The organism is Pseudomonas kielensis, assembly GCF_014236655.1.
GTDB lineage: Bacteria > Pseudomonadota > Gammaproteobacteria > Pseudomonadales > Pseudomonadaceae > Aquipseudomonas > Aquipseudomonas kielensis.
In genome coordinates this window covers 96,913-110,309 of the sequence record NZ_JACMYG010000017.1, presented here as the reverse complement: position 1 = coordinate 110,309, position 13,397 = coordinate 96,913, and the positions used below count along the sequence as shown (strand labels likewise).

The window sequence follows — 13,397 nt, the reverse complement described above, 5'->3', positions numbered from 1 at the left end:
GCTGATCGGCATGTTGGAGCTGGCGAGCAAACGTGCCGAGCAGGGGGTGACCGACCGCGTCGCGATTGAAGTCGCATCCAATGCCGCGCAGCACCTACTGGAGCTGATTGGCGACATCCTCGACATCTCGCGGATCGAGTCCGGGCATTTGGCCCTGGTGCCGGAGCGGACCAGCCTGCCGCTGTTGGTGACATCGGTGAGTGCGGTATTCGAAGGCCTGGCGCGGCAGAAAAAACTGGCGTGGCAGGTGGAGCTGGACGTGCGCTGCCAGCGCGATGTGTTGATCGACCCGATGCGCTTCAAACAGGTCCTGTCCAACCTGTTGAGCAACGCCATCAAGTTCACCCACACCGGGCACATTCGCCTGATGCTGCGGGTGGTGCCTGGCACCATGGCCGGGCATGTGGCGGTCAAGGTGGTGATCGAGGACAGCGGGATTGGCATCAGCCACGCCGACCAGCAGCGCCTGTTCAGCCCCTTTGTGCAGGCGGGCCAGGGTTCACAGGATGGGCGCAGTGGCTCGGGCCTGGGCCTGGTGATCAGCCGCACCTTGTGCGAGATGATGGCAGGACGTCTGCAACTGAACAGTGTGCTGGGCCGCGGGACCCAGATTGAAATTTCCCTCGATCTGCCAACACTGCCCCCCTTGAGCGAGTCGCCACCCGCCAGCGAACCCCCGACGACGAAGCCAGGGCGTTCGTTGAATGTGCTGGTGGTGGATGACTACCCGGCCAATCGCCAGTTGCTCGCCCAGCAATTGAGCCATCTGGGGCATCGGGTGCAGTTGGCCAAAGACGGAATAGAGGGGTTTCAATTCTGGCGCGAGCAGGTGTTTGACGTGGTCATCAGCGACGTCAACATGCCCGCGCTCAACGGGTATGAGTTGGCGGTCGCGATCCGCGACGAAGAACGCCGCCAGGGCTTGTCTTCCTGCCTGATCCTGGGCTTTACCGCCAATGCCCAGCCCGAGGAGAATATCCGCTGCCTGGAGGCGGGGATGGATGATTGCCTGTTCAAGCCCATTGGCCTGCACGACCTCAGTACCGCCGTTACGCGGGGCACACTGAACACCCATGAGCCGCCGCCCCCTGCGTCCGTGGTCGATGCGGCCATCGACCTTAGTGGGCTGCGGCAGATGAGTGGGGATGATCCAGCGATGATCGATGATCTGCTGGTGCAACTGGCGGCCAGCAATGCCGAGGACATGGCACGGCTGCAGGCGCTGCATGCAGAAGGCCATGTGCCGGGCTTGCTTGAGCTGGCTCACCGCATCAAGGGTGGGGCGAAAATGGTCAGGGCCCGGCAGCTGATTCACGGTTGCGAGTTGCTTGAGGCCGCCTGCCAGGAGTCCGCCGACAGTGCGGCCCTGGAGCAGGCGGTGCAAGGCCTGGGGTCAGCCATGCGAGAGCTGGATCAGTACCTCAAAGGCTGAGCCGCGTGGGTCAATCCCAGTTCGGTGCGATGCCCTTGGGGCTGGTCAGGCGCTGACCGCGCTCCAGTCCGGCGATCAGTGCCATCTCGGCGTCACTGAGGGTCAGCCCGACCGCACCCAGGTTACTTTGCAGGTTGGCCCTCCGGGTCGATGACGGAATCACTGCGTAACCCAGCTGCATGGCCCAGGCCAGGGTCACTTGCGCGGCCGTCGCCTGATGCTGCTGGGCAATCTGCTTGATGACGGGGTCGTTGAGGATTTCGCCATAGGCCAGGGTCATGTAGGAGGTGATCTGAATACCGTGGCGTTGGGCAAATTCCACCACCTTGCGGTTCTGCAGATAGGGGTGCAGCTCGATCTGGTTGGTCGCGATGTTCTGCGCACCCACTGCGTCGATGGCTTGCTGCATCAGCTCGACGGTGAAGTTGGAAACCCCGATCTGCCGGGTCAGGCCCAGCTCCCGGGCTTGTTGCAGGGCCGCCATGAATTCCTCCACCGGTACCTGGTTTTCCGGGGACGGCCAATGGATCAAGGTCAGGTCCAGGTAATCGGTCTTGAGCTTGCGCAGGCTGTCCTTGAGGCTGGCGATCAGGTTGTCCCTGGCGAAGTTGGCGATCCAGATCTTGCTGGTGATGAACAACGCTTGCCGGTTGATACCGCTGGCGGCGATGGCTTCGCCGACATCGGCTTCGTTGTCGTAGATCTGTGCGGTGTCGATGGCCCTATAACCCAGCTCCAGGGCCGTGCTGACCGAATCGATGAGCACCTGGCCCTGCAGGCGAAACGTACCGAGGCCGAAGGCGGGAACAGACATGGGTGACTCCAGGAGGTGATGACGGGAATGACCCTGAGTATCCCGTGCCCCTGCCTTTAGAAAAACCGCTGTCCCGGCAAAGCATTGTTTACTGAAAATCACGAATGGGACCAGCCGCTGGAAGCTCCACGCTTGCCCCTAGGCAATATCGCTGTGGCTGAACTCTTCTCCCAGGAAGTCGATCAGCGTGCGCACCGACGGCAGCAAGCCGCGGCGTGACGGGAAGATCGCATGGACAATCCCGCACTTGGGCGCCCAGCCCGGCACCAGTTCGATCAGGCGCCCGGCGGCCAGGTCGTCGCGCACCACCACGGCCGGCAAGTGGGCGATTCCCAGGCCTTGCAGCACGGCGGTGCGCAGGGCGATCAAGTCGTCGGTGACCAGGCGTGGATGATGGCGGATCAGCGCCGTGGCGCCCTGCGGGCCGAACAGTTCCCACTGGTATTCCCGTTGCGCCGCCCCCCAGTGCAGGCTGGGCAGGCCGCTCAGGTCGGCGGGCAGGGCGGGCGTCGACAAGCGCTGGGCGAACGCCGGGCTGCCCACCAGCACCTGGGTGCTGTTGCCTAGCACTTTCATCACCAGGTCGGTGTTTTCCAGGGGCGGGAACCGTACCCGCAGGGCGATATCAAACCCCTCGTGGATCAAGTCGACGCGGCGGTTGGTGCTCTCGATGAACAACTCCACCAGAGGGTACTTGAGCATGTAGCGCGTCAGCATCGGCCCGACCCAGGAATTGAGCAGCGCGGTCGGGCAGCTGATGCGCACCAGGCCCTGGGGTTCGGAGCGATTGCGCTCGATCAGTTCGGCGGCGCTTTCCGCTTCCACGCGCATTGCCAGGCAGCGTTGGTAATAGGCCTGGCCGATTTCGGTGAGCGAGCAATGCCGGCTGGTGCGGTGGATCAGGCGCACGCCCAGGCGTTCCTCGAGCTGGGCAATACGCCGGCTGAGCTTGGATTTCGGCATGTCCAGGGCACGCCCGGCCGCGGCAAATCCGCCGTGTTCGACCACCTCGGTGAAGTAATACAGGGTGTTCAGGTCTTCCACTATCGTTCCTCAAATAGAACGCTAAGAGCGATTTTTGCAGTCTATCCCATCAATGGTGGCGGATTTAAGCTTTGTCCATGTTCTGACTCAGCCCATTCGGAGGCACCATGAAAAACATCATCGGTATCTACACCAGCCCAAAAATGCACTGGGTGGGCGATGGTTTCCCGGTTCGCACGCTGTTTTCCTACGACAACCTGGGCAAACACATCAGCCCGTTCCTGCTGCTCGACCATGCCGGTCCTGCTGAATTTACCCCCACCAATGCCCGGCGGGGCGTTGGCCAGCACCCGCACCGCGGTTTCGAAACCGTGACCATCGTCTACGACGGCGAAGTGGAGCACCGTGACTCCACCGGCAGCGGCGGCAAGATTGGCCCTGGCGATGTGCAATGGATGACCGCGGCCTCCGGCATTCTCCATGAGGAGTTCCACTCCCAGGCATTCGCCAAGCGCGGCGGCACCCTGGAAATGGTGCAGTTGTGGGTCAACCTGCCGGCCAAGGACAAAATGGCCGACCCCGGCTACCAGACGCTGCTCGACGCCGACATCCCGAACATCGCCTTGCCGGACCAGGCCGGCAGCCTGCGCCTGATCGCCGGTGAGTTCGCCGGCCAGCGGGGGCCGGCACGTACCTTCACCCCGATCGACGTCTGGGACCTGCGCCTCAAAGGCGACAAGTTGCTCAACCTCGACCTGCACGATGGCCGCAACACGGCGCTGGTGGTATTGCGCGGCACGGTGCAGGTCAACGGCGTGGAGCTGGTGCGTCAAGGGCAGTTGGCCCTGTTGGAGCGCAAGGGCGATCAACTGAGCCTGGAAGCCAATGGCGATGCCGTGGTGTTGCTGCTCAGCGGCGAACCGATTGACGAACCCATCGTCGGCCACGGCCCGTTTGTGATGAACAGCGAGCAAGAGATTCACCAGGCGTTCGCCGACTTCCAGTCCGGGCGCTTCGGCCAGATGCAGGGTTGACCCCTGCCGCTTCAAATCATGACTACGCTCCTTGAGCTGTAAGGGCTCACAGGTGGCGAACGAACAGCCGGTGCTGGACGTCCAGCATCGGCCGGGTACCCCCAACGCCGACGTTCACTCGGCATCGATAACACGCGAGGACTACTGCAATGACTACTTCTTACAAGCGTCTGGACAAGGATAATGCCGCCGTTCTGTTGGTGGATCACCAGGCAGGCCTGCTGTCGCTGGTGCGCGACATCGACCCCGACCGTTTCAAGAACAACGTGCTGGCCCTGGCCGACCTGGCCAAGTACTTCAAATTGCCGACCATCCTGACCACCAGTTTTGAAACCGGCCCCAACGGTCCGCTGGTGCCCGAGCTCAAGGCGATGTTCCCGGATGCGCCTTACATTGCCCGGCCTGGCCAGATCAACGCCTGGGACAACGAAGACTTCGTCAAGGCAATCAAGGCCACCGGCAAGAAGCAACTGATCATCGCCGGTGTCGTGACCGAGGTCTGCGTGGCATTCCCGGCCCTCTCGGCCCTGGCCGAAGGTTTTGAAGTGTTTGTGGTGACCGACGCGTCCGGCACCTTCAACGAACTGACCCGCCAATCGGCCTGGGACCGCATGTCGTCCTCGGGCGCCCAATTGATGACCTGGTTCGGCCTGGCCTGCGAGCTGCACCGCGACTGGCGCAACGATGTGGAAGGGCTGGGCACCTTGTTCTCCAACCACATCCCGGACTACCGCAACCTGATGACCAGCTACAACACCCTGACCAACAGCAAGTAATACTTGCCCGGATGGCGTACGCCGATTCGGTACGCCATCCCTCATCCCCTGCAGGAGCAAAGTTGTGCTCCTGCAGGTTTTTCTGTGGTCCCTTCTTTGCCTGCCATCAATTGCTCCTACACTGTGTCGCAGTCAGTGCAATCGTCACGGCATTGGCATGGCTGGAGTGGTTCGATGCTGTCTTTTTTCACTGATCACCCGCTGATCTGCGCCTTGGCCCTGATTCTCCTCGACATGCTGTTGTGGCGGTTGCTCAGCGCCATTAGCAGCTACTGGAAGCTGCTGGTGCGGGTACTGATTTTCGCGTTGTTCAGCGTGGTGCTGTTCAACGAAGGCCTGAACCCGCTGCAGACTGCGCCCTGGCCGGACAATGTGCCGTTGCACCTGGCGGCGACCGGCCTGCAGATCGGCTGGTGGCTGTTCGCTGCGAGAACCCTGACGGTGCTGATCGGCGCGCTGATGATGCAGCGCGTCGGGCATACCGGGCGGTTGTTGCAGGACCTGCTGGGCGCGGTGATTTTCCTGATTGCGGTGATTGCCGCGCTGGCCTATGTCCTCGACCTGCCGGTCAAGGGCGTGCTGGCCACCTCCGGGGCAGTGGCGATCATTGTCGGCCTGGCGTTGCAAAGTACCCTCAGTGACGTGTTTTCGGGGATCGTGCTCAACACCACCAAACCCTATCAACTCGACGACTGGATCTCCATCGACGGCATGGAGGGCCGGGTCATCGACATCGACTGGCGTGCCACCCGCCTGCAGACCGCCCAGGGCAGCATGGCAGTGATTCCCAACTCGCTGGCGGCCAAGGCCAAAATCATCAACTTCAGCCGCCCCAGCGACATTTTCGGCATCGCGGTCAGCGTGCAGGTCAGCCCCCATGCGCGCCCGCAAACGGTGATCGAAGCACTGGAGCGGGCGATGCAAGGTTGCCGGCAATTGCTCGCGAAACCGGCCCCCAGCGTGGCATTGAAAAGTGCCAGCAGCAGTGGCGTGGAATACGAGATCAGCGCCTTTGTCAGCGCCATGCTGCACAAGCGCGAAGCGCGCAATGCCCTGTTCGACCTGGCCTTCCGGCACTTGCAGGCCTCGGGTGTGAGCCTGTTGTCCAGCGCGGAAAACCAGGCACCAGAAGGCTTCTCGCGGCCGCGGGCACTGCTGGAAAGCTCGAGTATTTTCTCCACCCTGCGCCCGGACGAAAAAGACACCTTCAGCCAGAACATGCAACTCGTAACCTTGCGTGCCGGCGAGACGATCCTGGCGGCGGGCGACGTCAGCGATTACCTGTTCATCATCGAGTCGGGGGTGGTCTCGGTGACCCTCAGCCGCGACGGTAGCCCGTTGGAAGCCGGGCGCATGGGGCCGGGGGAGGTGATCGGTGAAGCCGGCATCCTCTCCGATGCTTCGCTGCCGGCGGACTTCTCGGCCAAGACCTTCTGCAGCCTGTACCGCATCGAAAAGGCCTACCTCAAACCCTGCCTCGACGCCCGCCATGACATCAGCGAAGCCATCCACGCCTTGCTCGACTATCGCCTGCACAGCGCCCAGGCCCTGAGCCAGGAAGTGCCGAAAGTGCTGGCGAAAAAAGGCTTTCTACAGTGGTTGCGTCGTCGGCCCTAGCGCTCGGTCAATCAGAGGGATGTCAGGCAATCGGCGAGCAGAGTTCCACCAGCGTGCCGTCCGGGCAGCGCACGTAGGACACGGTCTGCCCCCAGGGTTTGTGGGTGGGGGCGGCGATTTCCCGGGCGCCAGCCTGCAATGCGCGAGCGTGGGCCGCCACCACGTCGTCGGTGACCAGGGCCACTTCCATGCCCAGTGGCTTGGCCGAGGCATGGGCCGAGACGTGGCCCGTGCTGAAATTCATCCCGGCCAGCTCATCGGCGGCAAAGGCCAGGGCGGTTTCGCCGGTTTCCAGTTCGCCGTAGGTGCCCGATTCATGGAGGAAACGGGTGGCCAGGCCGAAGGCCGAGGAGAAGAATTCGAGGGACGCGCGAACGTCGGGGACGTAGATGATCAGGTAGCCGAACTTCATCGGTGGACACTCCTTGTTGTGCCGGTTGGCGGGCGAATCTAGCACGAGACAACGCTGGCCTGCGACCTGGCAGGCCAGCGTCCGGCTTCAGAAGTTGTACTTGAAGCTGGTCATCAGGTTGCGCGGTGCGCCGTAGTTGCCGTAATAGCCGGCGTAGCTGTAGTACTCGCGGTCGAAGAGGTTGTTGAGATTGACCGAGGCACTGAGGTTCTTGCTGATGTCGTAGCGCGCCAGCAGGTTGGTGATCGCGTAGCTGCCCTGAGTGAAGGTATGCAGGTCGCTGCCGACCTTGCTCTGCCAATTGACACCACCGCCGACGGTCAGCTTGTCGAGGTCGCCGCCCAGGCGGTAGGTGCTGAAGGTCTTGAGGCTATGGCGGGGCAGGGTGGTGTTGATACGCTGGTCGTCGGCATCGGTGGTGACGGTGTAGGCGTAGCCCGCGCCGACCTGCCAGCCGTCGAGCACTTGCCCGTCCAGTTGCATCTCCATGCCTTGGGAAGTGGTGTCCTGCTCGGACTTGTAGACGTTGCTGCCGGGGTACTCGGCTTGCCACACCGCGAGGTTGTCCTGTTCCAGCTTGAACAGCGCCAGGCTGGAGTTTAACTGGCCATCGTAATGGCTGCCTTTGATCCCGACTTCATACCCGGTGCCCTCCATCGGGTCCAGCGGCTTGTTGTTTTCATCCCGAACCCAGGAGGCTTGCGGGTTGAAGATTTTGGTATAGCTGGCATACAGCGACCAGACCTCGTTCAGGTCGTAGACCACCCCGGTGTAGGGAATGAACACCCCGGTCTCGCGGGACTGGGTTTCGCTGGCATCCGCGCCATAAGGGCGATCTTCGGTGTCGCGTTTCCAGTCCACCAGGCGCCCGCCGAGGATCAGGCTCAGGTCGTCGCTGACGTGGAAGCGTCCGGTGAGGTAGGCGGCATACTGGGTCTCGTCGATGGACGACTTGCCGGTGACCGGGAAGTCCGGCTTGGGGTTGTTGCCGTGGTAGTCGAACAGGTTGTCGATGGCGCCCGCCGGTGAGCCGGAATAGTCATAGCGCCAGCCACCGTAGCTGGGGACGTTCTCGTTGTACTTGGACAGGGTCAGGCCACCGATGATTTCGTGTTCGCGACCCAGCAGGCTCAAGGGGCCGGTCAGGTAAAGGTCGAGGTTGTCCTGGCGCGGTGTGCCGGCAAACTTGACCGGCAACAGGCTGGTGCCGCTGCCATCGGTCTGCAGGGTACCGTTGAGGTAGGTGAAGACCTCGTCGAATTTATTCTCGGTGTGGGTGAACTCGACCTTGCCGCTCCAGCCGTTGCCCAGTTGCTGCTCGATGGAGGTGAAGTAACTGGTCTGCTCGTGGTCATTGTGCGACCAGTCCGGCGAGGCGTTGGTCGAGCGGCTGAGATCGGTGCGCTGGCCATTGGGGAAACGTGTCGGCAGGCCGGAGCGCAGTGGCGAATCGACATCGGTGCGCAGGTAGCTGAAGCCCAGGGTCAACAAGGTTTCCTCAGTGAGGTCGAATTCGCTGATGCCATACAGCAGTTGTGAGTCCTGCTTGAAGCGGTCGACCCAGGCACCGCCGGTCTTGTAGTCCGCCACCACTCGACCGCGCACGTTGCCGCTCTCGGTCAGCGGGCCGGACACGTCAAAACCGCTACCGTAACGATCCCAGTTACCGGCTTCGCCCGTCACGCTGGCCTGGGCCTCGGCGGTCGGGCGCTTGCGGATCAGGTTGATGGTGGCGGACGGGTTGCCCATGCCACTGATCAGGCCGGTGGCGCCTCGCACCACTTCCACGCGGTCGTACTGGGCCATGCTCTGGGCGTAGTTGTCCATGCGCGTGACGGTCGGCACGCCGTCGATCTCGAAGTTCTGGATCTCGAAACCCCGGGACCAGAAACTGTCGCTTTCTGCGCCCAGGCCGTCGCGCAGCACGATGATCCCCGGGGTCGCGTCCATGGTGTCGCTGAGGGTGGTCAGGCGCTGGTCATCCAGGCGCTGGCGGGTCATCACGGTCAGCGATTGCGGGGTCTCCTTGGGGGTCAGGTTCAGCCGTGTCGAACTGCTGGACGACAGCGTGGTGTAGGAACCGCTGCCTTCGGTGGTCGAGCCGGGCGCCTTGCCGGAAATGCTCAGGACGTCTAGCTGCAACGCATCGGTGTGCTGCCGCCGGGCGATCTGGTATCCACCGTTAGTGCTGCGCAGGGCCTCCAGGTCGGTGCCGGCCAACAGGGTGGCGAGGCCGTTATCGACCTCGAAGCGACCGTTCAGGCCCTGGGTGGTGCGGCCCTCGGTAAGCTCGGCGGGATAGCTGAGCAGCAAGTGCGCGGTTTCGCCAAACTGTGCCAGGGCGTTGCCCAGGGCACCTGCGGGAATGGCAAAGTCCAGTTGCTGCTGCGTTGCCTGCACTGCGCTCGCGGCCAGCAGTAACGGGCTGGCGAGGCTCATGCAGGCCAGGCCTTGCAGCACGGCGGCGGCCAGCTGTTGCTTGATCAAGTGTGGCCGCCCGTGGCGTGTTGGATGCGCGTGCTGCATAGGTGATTCCCCAATAAAAGTGATCTTTGGGGATACGAGTCTCGCCAGAAACGGAAACGGCTCACCCGTGTGCAAAAAAACTTCAGGCCAGGTTAGGCCTGGCTTTGAGGGTGACCCAGTAGCGGGTCAGGTGCTGCACGTCGAGGTTGAAGGTTTCACTCAGGGCGAGCAGCACCTGGTCGGTGTCGTGCAGCGGAAACGTCCCCGAGACCCGTAAGTCGCCCAGGCTCGGATCGCAGCCCAGATGGCCTCGCCGGTAGCGTGCCAGCTCCGCGAGGAAGTCGGCCAGGCGCTGGCCCTGGGCGACGATCATGCCGTGGCTCCAGGCCAACTCGCCCGCACGCAGGGGGCGTTGGGCGAGCAGGCTGTGCCGATCGAAGCTGACCACTTGCCCGGGGGCCACGCTGATCGACGGATTGCCTCGCGCCTGCGGGTAAATACCCAGGCCGCCGCTCTGGCTGCTGGCCTGGGTGAACCCCTGGCGTTGGCGCACGGCCAGTTGCTGACCGAACATCTGCACTCGACCTTCGGTGGTTTCTACCCATAAGGGAAGGGCCGTGGCCGAGTTGAGCAGCATTTCGCCGCGCAACAGACGTATCACCCGCTGCTGCGGATCGAAGCGCATTTCGATGGCGCTGTCGGTGTTGAGTTGCACCTGTATCTGGTCAGCCAGTTGAACGGTATGGTGCTCACCGACCGCACTGCTGAAGTCGCTGCGCCAGTCCTGTACCAGCGCGCTGTCGCGGGCGCTCCACGCGGTACCGCCGGCGGCCAGCAACAGGGCAAGGTTTTTCAAGGCGCTGCGCCGCGACAGCATGGGCGCCAGCGCGGCGTTGGCGAGTGGGCGCTGGCCCGGTGATCGCAGGCTGCTCATGCGCGAAGAAAACGCCTGGGCCCGTTGCCAGGCCATTTCATGCAGGGCGTCGGCCTGGCGCCACTGCAGCCAGTGTGCGCGGGTTTGTTCGCTGACGTGGGGGGCCTGCAACTCCAGCAGCCAGTGCATGGCCTGCTCGGCGACGGGCAGGGGAATCGGCGCTTGGGTGGATGACGCGACCCGCGACTCCATCAGCTCCAGCCCCCATCCAGCAGGATGCACTGGGCACCGGCCTTGATGATGTAGCGTTTGACCGTGGCAATCGACACCTGCAGGCGCTCGGCAATCTCGCCATGGCTCAAGCCGTCCAGTTGCGACCAGAGGAAGGCCTTGCGCACGGGCATCTCCAGGCGTTCCAGCACGGCATTCAGTTCGAGCAGGGTCTCCAGGAGAATGGCTTGGGTTTCGAGGTCAGGTATCACTGCCTCAGGCAGGGTGGCCAGGGCTTGCAGGTAAGCCTTTTCGAGCTTCTGCCGGCGGTAGTGGTTGGACAGCACACTCTGCGCCACCGTCGCCAGGAAACTGCGTGGGGCCTGGACCTCGATCAGTTCGGTCTTGGCCAGCAAGCGCACGAACACGTCCTGCGCCAGATCCGCGGCACTGTGGGAGCAGCCGAGCCGACAGCGTAACCAGCGTTGCAGCCAGGAGTGCTGCTCGCGGTACAGGGTGGCGAGTCCGTGATGGCTGGCGGGAGAGGTCGAGGGCATGGGGATTCGCACGGCGTGAGAGGCGGGAAAGTTACAAATGATAATGATTATCATATTTGCCGTTGGCCTGGCTGGCAAGCACCGTGAAATATCCCTTCTGGCATCCCCCAAAACCGCCGTCGCTTTAAAAACTCAAGATTTCAGCCAGACTTGCCGATGCAGTCCTTGACCCCCCAAGGAGCGTTGATCATGAACCGCAAGCAACTGTTGCTCGGAATCAGTTTGTACGCTGCATTCAATGGCCTGTGTGTGGCGGCCAGCGCGCCCTCCCAGGGCGCTATCCACTTTCAGGGCGCGATTGTCGAACCCGCCTGCACCTCGAGTGCGGGCGAGGGTGCCGTCGTGGCGCTGACGGGGTGCTCGGCACAGAGCCGCGGGACGACTATCGAGGCGCATCGCCTGGTTCCGGTCAGCCAGGTCACGGCCCTCGACGCTTCGACGGTCAAGGTCAAGGTCAAGTTGCTGGCCGAGACGGGCCGGGACAGTCGGTATTTCGATCGGCAGTATCAGTTGCTGGACGAAACGGGCAAGCCGGTCCGCTCGGGCAATTACCTGATCACCCTGATCATGCCGTGAGAACGGGCACAGCGAACGCAGGCGAGGGTTGAGAGGACGGGTGGCCAGGCGCTGCATTGCCGGCATTAATAGGAAGCATTACTATTCACGCCCTCGCCAACACAGCGCACCGCAATGACCCCCAAGCTGCCCCGCAGACCCGGATTTTTCGAGCACTACGAAGAGTTGGTCGGTACCTGGACACGCCGGTTACGCAACCGGGCGTCAGCCGAGGACCTGGCCCACGACACCTTCGTGCGGGTGCTGGAATCCGACTCGAGCCAGGTGCAGCAACCACGGGCCTATTTGCACCAGACGGCGCGCAATATCGCGGTGGATGGTTACCGGCGTGAGGACCGTCGGGGGGTCATGGAGTCCGAGGCGCTGGATCTTTGTGGATCGTCGAGCGATGACCCGGAGCACTACATGCACGCGATCCAACTGGCTGACTGCATCGAGCGGGCGCTGTCCGAGTTGCCCGTCAACTGTCGCACGGTGTTCATCTGGCAGAAGCTCGAAGGGCTGACCCAGGCGGAAATCGCCGAACGCCTGGGACTGTCTAAAAACATGGTGGAAAAGTATATGATCCGCACCCTGCGGCATCTACGTGAGCGCCTAGACGGGGCTGCGCCATGAATCACCCGCCATTCCAAGCCACCGCCCGACAGGACCTTCCATGATGGATAACCGTGATTGCGCGTGCGGACAGGCCACGGTTCGCGACGAGGCGGCGCTGTGGTTTACCCGTGTGCAGGACGCACCGCTGAACCCTGGCGACCAGCAACGGTTTAGCGCCTGGCTGGCGCAACACCCTCAGCACCGCGATGAGTATCAACTGCTGCAAGGCCTGTGGAGTGCCACCGAGCTGGTGCCCAAGGCGCGCCTGCAAGCCCTGTGCGCCACCCCGTCCACGCGGATCAAGCGCCGGCCTCTGCTGCAGTATGCGGTGGCGGCCAGTGTGCTGGCGGTGGCGGTGGGTGTCGGCCTGTTCAATGGCCTGGCTGGCTCGCCCAGCTACCAGGCGCAGTTTTCCACCGTGTTGGGCGAGCGCCGCCAGGTGAACTTGCCGGACGGCTCGCTGATCGAGCTCAACAGTCGCAGTCAGGTCCGGGTGAATTTCCAGGGCGACCACCGGGGCATCGAGCTGACCCAGGGCGAAGCGATGTTCAACGTCGCGCACGACAGCCATCGGCCGTTCGTGGTGGTGGCGGGCGTGGGCAAGGTGACGGTGACCGGCACTCGCTTTGATGTACGCCGCGACGCTCAGCAAACGCGGGTCGTGGTGGAGCAGGGCAGGGTCAAGGTGCAGGGGCGCGACAGTGAGTGGGTCAGCCTCACGGCAGGGCTGGCGACCCGGATTGACGCTCAGGGGCGGGTTGCCCGGGCCCAGGCGGTCGATGCCCAGGCGCTGACCGCCTGGCGCAGCGGCAAGCTGGTGTTCAACGATGCCAGCCTCAGTGAAGTGGCGGCCGAGGTCTCGCGTTATCGGGAGCGGCCGTTGACCGTGGGCAGCGCAGCGGTGGGCAATCTGCGTCTGACCAGCGTGTTCAAGTCCGACGACACCGAGGCCTTGCTCAAGGCCTTGCCGAGCATCCTGCCGGTGGCGATCCGTACCCGCGAAGACGGCAGCCAGGAAATAATTGCGCGATAGATTCAGGTTTTTTTC

General features: G+C 63.1%; 13 protein-coding genes. 7 read left to right on the top strand and 6 right to left on the bottom strand.

The window, feature by feature from the left end; translation table 11 throughout:
- On the top strand, positions 1 to 1,432 hold a 1,432-nt coding region (locus H7995_RS17090), incomplete at its 5' end, for an ATP-binding protein (RefSeq protein ID WP_185818649.1).
- 10 nt (positions 1,433 to 1,442) lie between these two features.
- On the opposite strand, the gene dkgB is transcribed toward H7995_RS17090, so the two are convergent.
- Together dkgB and H7995_RS17080 are read right to left on the bottom strand one after the other, a co-directional pair.
- Entirely contained in the window at positions 1,443 to 2,246 is an 804-nt protein-coding gene (gene dkgB, locus H7995_RS17085) for a 2,5-didehydrogluconate reductase DkgB (protein ID WP_166590811.1), read from the bottom strand.
- A gap of 138 nt (positions 2,247 to 2,384) precedes the next feature.
- On the bottom strand, positions 2,385 to 3,293 hold the full coding sequence (locus tag H7995_RS17080) for a LysR family transcriptional regulator (protein ID WP_166590825.1): 909 nt from the start codon (positions 3,291 to 3,293) through the stop codon (positions 2,385 to 2,387).
- A gap of 104 nt (positions 3,294 to 3,397) precedes the next feature.
- Between H7995_RS17080 and H7995_RS17075 the strand changes: the two genes are divergently transcribed.
- The 3 genes from H7995_RS17075 to H7995_RS17065 all read left to right on the top strand — a co-directional run bounded on the left by H7995_RS17075 (position 3,398) and on the right by H7995_RS17065 (position 6,657).
- A complete protein-coding gene (locus H7995_RS17075; protein ID WP_182343993.1) occupies positions 3,398 to 4,264 on the top strand; it encodes a pirin family protein in 867 nt (288 codons plus the stop codon).
- A 149-nt stretch (positions 4,265 to 4,413) separates the two neighbouring features.
- The gene (gene ycaC / locus H7995_RS17070; protein ID WP_166590809.1) at positions 4,414 to 5,040 is read left to right on the top strand and encodes an isochorismate family cysteine hydrolase YcaC; all 627 of its coding nucleotides are present in this window, start codon (positions 4,414 to 4,416) and stop codon (positions 5,038 to 5,040) included.
- Positions 5,041 to 5,214: 174 nt separating this feature from the next.
- Positions 5,215 to 6,657 carry a mechanosensitive ion channel domain-containing protein gene (locus H7995_RS17065; protein WP_185818648.1) on the top strand — a complete coding sequence of 481 codons (1,443 nt, stop codon included), beginning with the start codon at positions 5,215 to 5,217 and terminating at the stop codon, positions 6,655 to 6,657.
- Between the two features lie 22 nt (positions 6,658 to 6,679).
- Here H7995_RS17065 and H7995_RS17060 read toward each other — a convergent pair whose 3' ends face one another.
- The 4 genes from H7995_RS17060 to H7995_RS17045 form a co-directional block, all read right to left on the bottom strand.
- A complete protein-coding gene (locus tag H7995_RS17060; protein WP_166590807.1) occupies positions 6,680 to 7,069 on the bottom strand; it encodes a VOC family protein in 390 nt (129 codons plus the stop codon).
- 87 nt (positions 7,070 to 7,156) lie between these two features.
- Positions 7,157 to 9,508 carry a TonB-dependent siderophore receptor gene (locus tag H7995_RS17055; RefSeq protein WP_244647750.1) on the bottom strand — a complete coding sequence of 784 codons (2,352 nt, stop codon included), beginning with the start codon at positions 9,506 to 9,508 and terminating at the stop codon, positions 7,157 to 7,159.
- Between the two features lie 169 nt (positions 9,509 to 9,677).
- Positions 9,678 to 10,691, bottom strand: coding sequence for a DUF4880 domain-containing protein (locus H7995_RS17050; RefSeq protein ID WP_342345334.1), 1,014 nt, complete (start codon positions 10,689 to 10,691; stop codon positions 9,678 to 9,680).
- Positions 10,661 to 11,176, bottom strand: coding sequence for a sigma-70 family RNA polymerase sigma factor (locus H7995_RS17045; RefSeq protein WP_166590805.1), 516 nt, complete (start codon positions 11,174 to 11,176; stop codon positions 10,661 to 10,663). The genes H7995_RS17050 and H7995_RS17045 overlap by 31 nt, the downstream gene beginning before the upstream one ends.
- Positions 11,177 to 11,365: 189 nt before the next feature.
- Here H7995_RS17045 and H7995_RS17040 point away from each other — a divergent pair, with 189 nt between their 5' ends.
- The 3 genes from H7995_RS17040 to H7995_RS17030 all read left to right on the top strand — a co-directional run bounded on the left by H7995_RS17040 (position 11,366) and on the right by H7995_RS17030 (position 13,382).
- The gene (locus tag H7995_RS17040) at positions 11,366 to 11,752 is read left to right on the top strand and encodes a type 1 fimbrial protein (RefSeq protein ID WP_166590804.1); all 387 of its coding nucleotides are present in this window, start codon (positions 11,366 to 11,368) and stop codon (positions 11,750 to 11,752) included.
- Between the two features lie 114 nt (positions 11,753 to 11,866).
- Entirely contained in the window at positions 11,867 to 12,367 is a 501-nt protein-coding gene (locus H7995_RS17035; RefSeq protein WP_185818646.1) for a sigma-70 family RNA polymerase sigma factor, read from the top strand.
- A gap of 40 nt (positions 12,368 to 12,407) precedes the next feature.
- Entirely contained in the window at positions 12,408 to 13,382 is a 975-nt protein-coding gene (locus tag H7995_RS17030; RefSeq protein WP_166590802.1) for a FecR family protein, read from the top strand.
- The last annotated feature ends 15 nt before the right edge of the window (positions 13,383 to 13,397 follow it).

Coding starts and splice junctions, on each gene's coding strand:
- H7995_RS17030 (WP_166590802.1), top strand. CDS start 12,408: ATGATGGATAACCGTGATTGCGCGTGCGGACAGGCCACGGTTCGCGAC.
- H7995_RS17075 (WP_182343993.1), top strand. CDS start 3,398: ATGAAAAACATCATCGGTATCTACACCAGCCCAAAAATGCACTGGGTG.
- H7995_RS17060 (WP_166590807.1), bottom strand. CDS start 7,069: ATGAAGTTCGGCTACCTGATCATCTACGTCCCCGACGTTCGCGCGTCC.
- H7995_RS17055 (WP_244647750.1), bottom strand. CDS start 9,508: ATGAGCCTCGCCAGCCCGTTACTGCTGGCCGCGAGCGCAGTGCAGGCA.
- H7995_RS17035 (WP_185818646.1), top strand. CDS start 11,867: ATGACCCCCAAGCTGCCCCGCAGACCCGGATTTTTCGAGCACTACGAA.
- ycaC (WP_166590809.1), top strand. CDS start 4,414: ATGACTACTTCTTACAAGCGTCTGGACAAGGATAATGCCGCCGTTCTG.
- H7995_RS17040 (WP_166590804.1), top strand. CDS start 11,366: ATGAACCGCAAGCAACTGTTGCTCGGAATCAGTTTGTACGCTGCATTC.
- dkgB (WP_166590811.1), bottom strand. CDS start 2,246: ATGTCTGTTCCCGCCTTCGGCCTCGGTACGTTTCGCCTGCAGGGCCAG.
- H7995_RS17045 (WP_166590805.1), bottom strand. CDS start 11,176: ATGCCCTCGACCTCTCCCGCCAGCCATCACGGACTCGCCACCCTGTAC.
- H7995_RS17065 (WP_185818648.1), top strand. CDS start 5,215: ATGCTGTCTTTTTTCACTGATCACCCGCTGATCTGCGCCTTGGCCCTG.